Raw genomic sequence first — 6,447 nt, forward strand, 5'->3', positions numbered from 1 at the left:
GTGATTGGCGCCAGTCAAAGGAGACAGTCGGCGATGCACGCACTCAGCAGTGAGCTCGACCCGAATGCTCCCGTCTTTCGCGCCAATGACAGCGCGCAGCGCGCCCTCGTCGCCGATCTTCGCTCCCGCCTCGCCTCGGCGGCGCTCGGCGGCCCCGAGACCTCAAGGCAGCGGCACGTGGCCCGCGGAAAACTCCTGCCGCGGGACCGCGTCGACCGGCTGCTCGATGACGGCAGCCCTTTTCTCGAAATCGCGCCGCTCGCCGCCACGGGCCTGTACCACGATGACAGCCCCGGTGCGGGAATCATCGCCGGAATCGGTCTCGTGCACAATCGGCCCGTGCTCGTCATCTGCAATGACGCCACGGTCAAAGGCGGCACCTACTATCCGCTCACCGTCAAGAAGCATCTGCGCGCCCAGGAAATCGCCCTCGAGAACCGGCTGCCCTGCGTCTACCTGGTCGACTCCGGCGGTGCCTTCCTGCCCCGGCAAGACGAGGTCTTTCCCGACCGTGACCACTTCGGCCGCATCTTCTACAACCAGGCACGGATGTCCGCAGCCCGCATTCCGCAGCTCGCCGCCGTGCTTGGTTCCTGCACCGCCGGCGGCGCTTACGTTCCGGCGATGAGCGACGAGACCGTGATCGTGCGGGGCCAGGGCACGATCTTTCTCGGAGGGCCGCCGCTGGTGAAGGCCGCGATCGGGGAGATTGTCTCGGCCGAGGAGCTCGGCGGCGGCGAGCTGCACTCCCGCATCTCCGGTGTCACCGACCACCTTGCCGAGAACGACGAACACGCCCTGCAGATTGTGCGCGACATCGTCGCGACCCTGCCCGCGCCCGGGCCGTCGGCCTGGCCGGTGCTGCCCGTGCGTGAACCGGCTGCGCCCATCGACGAGCTCTATGGCGCCGTGCCGGTCGACGTGCAGCAGCCCTACGATGTGCACGAGGTCATCGCCCGGCTCGTTGATGCGAGCGAATTCCACGAGTTCAAGCGGGAGTTCGGCGCCACCCTGGTCACCGGATTCGCCCACCTGCACGGCCATCCGGTGGGCATCGTCGCCAACAACGGCATTCTGTTCTCCGAGTCGGCGCAGAAAGGCGCCCACTTCATTGAGCTGTGCGACCAGCGCGGCATCCCGTTGATCTTTCTGCAGAACATCTCGGGCTTCATGGTCGGCAAGGATGCCGAGGCCGGCGGCATCGCCCGGCACGGCGCCAAAATGGTCACCGCCGTCGCCACCACCCGCGTTCCCAAACTCACCGTTGTCATCGGCGGTTCATTCGGCGCCGGCAACTATTCCATGTGCGGCCGCGCCTACTCGCCGCGCTTCCTCTGGATGTGGCCGGGCAGCCGCATCTCGGTGATGGGCGGCCCGCAGGCATCAGCGGTGCTCGCGACCGTGAAACGCGAGCAGATCGAAGCGCGCGGTGACGAATGGTCGGCCGAGGCCGAAGCCGCGTTCAGGCAGCCGATCACCGACCAGTATGAGCAGCAGGGCAGCCCGTATTATTCCACCGCCCGGCTCTGGGACGATGGCGTCATCGATCCGGCCGATACCCGCACCGTGCTCGGCCTCGCCCTCGAGATTTGCGCCGCGGTGCCCCTGCCTGTCCCCGCCCTCGGCCTGTTTCGGATGTGAACCGATGACCACTCTCTTCGATATTGTGCTGGTCGCCAATCGCGGCGAGATCGCCTGCCGCATCCTGCGCACGCTGCGGGAGCGGGGCATCCGCTCCGTTGCGGTCTACAGCGACGCCGATCGCGGCGCCCGCCATGTTCAGCAAGCGGATGCCGCGGTGCGCATTGGACCCGCCGCCCCGGCCGAGAGCTACCTCAGCATCGACGCTATTCTGGCTGCTGCCGCGCAGACCGGCGCCCAGGCCATTCACCCGGGCTACGGGTTCCTCAGCGAAAATCAGGCCTTCGCGCGGGCCTGCGCCGACGCCGGCATCGTCTTCATCGGACCGAGCGTTAACGCGCTGGCCGTGATGGGCGACAAGATCCGTTCCAAGAACCACGTCGCCGGCTTCGGAGTGCCGATCATCCCCGGAATCGCACGGCCGGGGCTCAGCGACGAGCAGCTCACCCTGGCCGCCGCCGAGGTGGGGTACCCGTTGCTGATCAAACCCTCCGCCGGCGGCGGCGGCAAAGGCATGGAGATCGTCGAGAGCGCCGACCAACTTGCCGACGCCCTGCGCACCGCCCGTCGGGTTGCCGCGAACGCGTTCGGCGACGACACCCTCTTTCTGGAACGGCTCGTCTCCGCCCCCCGGCACATCGAGGTTCAGGTGCTCGCCGACAACTACGGCGCCGTCATCCACCTCGGCGAACGTGAGTGCTCGCTGCAGCGACGCCACCAGAAAGTCATCGAGGAAGCACCGTCACCGCTGCTCGACGCGGCCACCAGGGCACGCATCGGCGAGGCCGCCTGCGCGGCCGCCCGCAGCGTCGACTATCGCGGGGCCGGTACCGTCGAATTCCTGGTCGCCGCCGACGCTCCCGATGAGTTCTTTTTCATGGAGATGAACACCCGCCTGCAGGTCGAACACCCGGTCACCGAACTCGTCACCGGCGTCGACCTCGTTGACTGGCAGCTGCGCATCGCCGCGGGGGAGCCGCTCGGGCTCGCCCAGAGCGATATATGCCTGAATGGGCATGCAATCGAGGCCCGCGTCTATGCGGAGAACCCCACCCGCGACTTTCTGCCGATGACCGGCACGGTGCTGACCCTCCGCGAGGCCGTCGGCGACGGAATTCGCGTCGACAGCGCCCTACTGCCCGGCCTGCAGATCGGTGGTGCCTACGACCCGATGCTCGCCAAGGTCGTGGCCTGGGGTCCCGACCGGGCCACCGCCATCGCCCGCCTCGAGCGTGCCCTCGCCGACACCCTCGTGCTCGGGGTGCAGACCAACCTGGAATATCTCCGGCTGCTGCTGCACGAACCGATGGTTCGCGCCGGTCAGCTCGACACCGGGCTGATCGAACGCACCCTGCCGCATCTCGCCTTTCGGCAAGCCGACGACCACGTTCTGGCGGCAGCGGCCCTGCTGCTGCACGCCGACGCGAACGAAGCGGCCAGCTCGAGCTGGCAGCGGCCGAGCGGCTGGCGTCTGGGTGAGCACCGCCCCGCTCGGTACGAGCTCAAAGTGGGCCGCGCGATGGTGAGCGTGGCCGTTCTCGGGGAGCCGGGTGCAGCATCCGTTCGGGTCGGCGACGCTGCGTTGGCCGTCGGCAGATTTGCGCCGATCGACGCCGGGCGTGTGCGCGTGGAGTTCGCGGGAGAAACTCGCGTCTACGACCTGGCCCGCACCACCGGCCGGCTCTACCTCGGTCACGATGGCGTCGCCTTCGACCTCGGGCTGCCGAGCCGCGCCGAACACCTGGCCGAGCAGCTCGCCGGGCGGGACCGGGTGGCCGGCGCCCTGCAGCCCGAGGTGCGCTCCCCGATGCCGGGCACCGTTGTCGCGGTGCCGGTCACGAGCGGAGATCGCGTGATCGCCGGGCAGACCCTCGCCACCATCGAGGCGATGAAGATGGAGCACAAACTCGTGGCGCCCCACGCGGGAACCGTCACGATCAGCGTCGCCCCCGGCGAGCTCGTGTGCCTCGACCAGATTGTCGCAACTGTCACCCCCGATGCCACAACCACCCCAGACCAGGGAGATCCACAATGAGCTACGAACTCAGCCCCGCCCAGCAGGGCCTCAGCGACCAGGTGCGCGACTTCGCCGACACCGTCGTCGCGCCGGCCGCCTACGAGTACGACACCCTGCGCAGCCTGCCCTACGGCATCATCGACCAGATGGGCGAAATGGGGCTGTTCGGCCTGCCCTTCCCAAAAGAATACGGCGGCCAGGGCAGTGACTATTTCTCGCTCTGCCTCGCCGTCGAACAGCTCGGACGCGTCGACCAGAGCATCGCCGTCACCCTCGAGGCGGGCGTGGGCCTGGGCATCATGCCGGTGTACCGTCGCGGCACGGAACAGCAGAAGCAGGAGTGGGTGCCGCTGCTCGCGAGCGGCAAAGCCCTCTCCGCATTTGGCCTCACCGAAGCGGATGCCGGCTCCGACGCCGCCGGCACCAAGACCACCGCAGAACTCGTGGACGGCCACTGGGTGATCAACGGCAGCAAGCAGTTCATCACCAATTCCGGCACCGAGATCACCCGGCTGGTCACGGTCACCGCCGTCACCGGTCAGTCCACCCGCGGCGACGGTTCGATCAAAAAGGAACTCACCGCCATTCTGGTGCCGACGCCGGCACCCGGTTTCACGGTACTGCCCGCCTACGACAAGGTCGGCTGGCACACCTCCGACACGCATCCGCTGCTCTTCGACAACGTGCGCGTACCCGAAGCGAACCTGCTCGGTGAGCGTGGCCGCGGTTTCGCCAACTTCGTGCAGACCCTCGACGAGGGCCGCATCGCCTTCGCCGCACTGTGCGCCGGGGCGGCGCAGGGCTGCCTGGACGAGTCGGTGCGCTACGCGAAGAGCCGCAACGTGTTCGGTCGAGCCATCGGTTCCAACCAGCACATCGCCTTCAAGCTGGCCCGCATGCAGGCGCGCGCACACAGCGCCCGCCTCGCCTACTACGACGCGGCGCTGAAAATGATCAACGGCAAACCCTTCAAGATGGAGGCGTCGATCGCCAAGATGATCGGCAGCGAAGCGGCCATGGACAACGCCCGCGACGCCACCCAGATCTTCGGCGGTTACGGCTTTCTGAATGAAAACCCGGTCGCCCGGCACTATCGTGATTCCAAAGTGCTCGAACTGGGCGAGGGGACGACCGAAGTGCAACTCATGGTCATCGCCCGGTCGCTCGGGTTCGCTGCCTGACGCGGCACGACGAGACCGAGGAGAAGCGCATGCCCGAGGGCCCAGCCGCGTCGGCAGAGGAGCGAACCGTCATCGAACAACGCGGCCTCTACTTCGAAGAATTCGACCTCACAGCTCTCTATCAGCACCGGCCGGGCCGCACGGTGACCGAGGCCGACAACGTGCTGTTCACGACGATGACCATGAACACACAGGCCCTGCACCTCGATGCGGCGTGGTCGGCCACCCAGCCGTTCGGGGAACGCCTGGTCAACTCCATGTTCACCCTCTCGACCATGGTGGGCAGCTCCGTTGCGCAGCTGACCCAGGGCACGATCGTGGCGAATCTGGGGTTTTTGGCCGTGACCTTTCCGCATCCGCTGCATCACGGCGACACCCTCTACTCGGAGACCATCGTCACCGACAAGCGGCTGTCGACGAGTCGGCCGGGGCAGGGCATCATCACCCTGGAACATTCCGGCCGCAACCAGCACGGTGTCGTTGTCGGCACGGCCGTACGCACGGTGCTGGTCTGGTGCCAAGGGGCAGCGCAGTGAGCGGCCCGTTCGACGGCGGCCCGTTCGACGGCGACCCGTTCGAGCGGGGCTCCTTCGATTCGGGCCCGTTCGACGAGTTCGGTGAGCCGGCGGGCCCAGACCCGTTCGATGGCAGTCCGGCCGGGCTCAGCCCGTTCACACCGGCACCGTTCAGCCTCGGACCCGCGCTGTTGTTCTGCCCGGCCGACCGACCCGAACGCTACGTGAAGGCGATCGAGCGGGCCGATGCGGTCATCCTCGACCTCGAGGACGCCGTTGCGCCCGCCGATCGGGCGGCGGCGCGGCGGGCGCTGATCGAGCAACCGCTTGACCCGGCCCATACCATCGTGCGTATCAATCCGGCCGACACGGCCGATTTCGCCCTCGACCTGGCCGCCCTCGAACGCACGGACTACCGCGACGTCATGCTCGCCAAGACCATCAGTGCCGGCCAGGTGGAACGGCTCGCGGCGTATCGGGTGATCGCCCTGTGTGAGACCGCCGCCGGCGTGATCTCGGCCACGGAGATCGCCGCCGAACGCAACGTCGTCGCGCTCATGTGGGGCGCCGAAGATCTCGTCGCCTCCCTCGGCGGCACCTCCAGCCGGTTCGCCGACGGCCGCTACCGCGATGTCGCGCGCCAGGCCCGGTCGCTGGTGCTGCTCGCGGCCGGGGTACACGACAAGGCCGCCATTGATACGGTGCACCTCGACATCACCGACGCCGCGGGGCTGCACGACGAGGCAGCGGATGCCGTCGCGAGCGGCTTCACCGCGACCGCCTGCATCCACCCCAGCCAGGTCGCTGTCATTCGTGCGGCCTACCAGCCGACCGCCGCCGAGGTGGACTATGCCCTCGGACTGCTCGAGGCCGCAGCAAGTGCCCGCGGCGTCTTCCAGCACGAGGGTCGCATGGTCGACGGCCCGGTGCTGCGGCACGCGGAGGCCGTGTTGCGTCGGGCCGCGCGCTGAGCTGCGCCGGGCCCACCTTTGGAAACTGGGCCCATGATCTGGCGGTTTCTGGGGGTCGTTGCAACACCGGGTGGTCTATTCAGTAGTCAGCAGTTTAGCGAAGCGCTCGGCGGGGGTGTCCC

5 protein-coding genes are annotated in these 6,447 nt (G+C 68.0%); all 5 read left to right on the top strand.

Annotation, left to right across the window (positions count from 1 at the left end; all coding sequences use genetic code 11):
- The first annotated feature begins 33 nt into the window (after positions 1–33).
- The 5 genes from BMW72_RS15580 (at position 34) to BMW72_RS15600 (ending at position 6,325) form a co-directional block, all read left to right on the top strand.
- On the top strand, positions 34–1,641 hold the full coding sequence (locus BMW72_RS15580) for a carboxyl transferase domain-containing protein (RefSeq protein WP_092112178.1): 1,608 nt from the start codon (positions 34–36) through the stop codon (positions 1,639–1,641).
- Positions 1,642–1,645: 4 nt separating this feature from the next.
- Positions 1,646–3,676: an acetyl/propionyl/methylcrotonyl-CoA carboxylase subunit alpha gene (locus BMW72_RS15585; RefSeq protein WP_092112180.1), complete on the top strand. Its 2,031-nt coding sequence runs from the start codon at positions 1,646–1,648 to the stop codon at positions 3,674–3,676.
- A complete protein-coding gene (locus BMW72_RS15590; RefSeq protein WP_092112182.1) occupies positions 3,673–4,839 on the top strand; it encodes an acyl-CoA dehydrogenase family protein in 1,167 nt (388 codons plus the stop codon). The genes BMW72_RS15585 and BMW72_RS15590 overlap by 4 nt, the downstream gene beginning before the upstream one ends.
- A 29-nt stretch (positions 4,840–4,868) precedes the next feature.
- Entirely contained in the window at positions 4,869–5,375 is a 507-nt protein-coding gene (locus BMW72_RS15595; protein ID WP_092112183.1) for a MaoC family dehydratase, read from the top strand.
- A gap of 167 nt (positions 5,376–5,542) precedes the next feature.
- Positions 5,543–6,325 (top strand): HpcH/HpaI aldolase/citrate lyase family protein, encoded by a 783-nt coding sequence (locus tag BMW72_RS15600; protein WP_092112194.1) that lies wholly within the window; start codon positions 5,543–5,545, stop codon positions 6,323–6,325.
- Positions 6,326–6,447 lie beyond the last annotated feature (122 nt).

The organism is Cryobacterium luteum (genome assembly GCF_900110125.1).
Taxonomy (GTDB): domain Bacteria; phylum Actinomycetota; class Actinomycetes; order Actinomycetales; family Microbacteriaceae; genus Cryobacterium; species Cryobacterium luteum.

What these genes read in the sequence shown, in the direction of transcription:
- BMW72_RS15580 (WP_092112178.1), top strand. Translation starts at nt 34, where the DNA reads ATGCACGCACTCAGCAGTGAGCTCGACCCGAATGCTCCCGTCTTTCGC.
- BMW72_RS15595 (WP_092112183.1), top strand. Translation starts at nt 4,869, where the DNA reads ATGCCCGAGGGCCCAGCCGCGTCGGCAGAGGAGCGAACCGTCATCGAA.
- BMW72_RS15590 (WP_092112182.1), top strand. Translation starts at nt 3,673, where the DNA reads ATGAGCTACGAACTCAGCCCCGCCCAGCAGGGCCTCAGCGACCAGGTG.
- BMW72_RS15585 (WP_092112180.1), top strand. Translation starts at nt 1,646, where the DNA reads ATGACCACTCTCTTCGATATTGTGCTGGTCGCCAATCGCGGCGAGATC.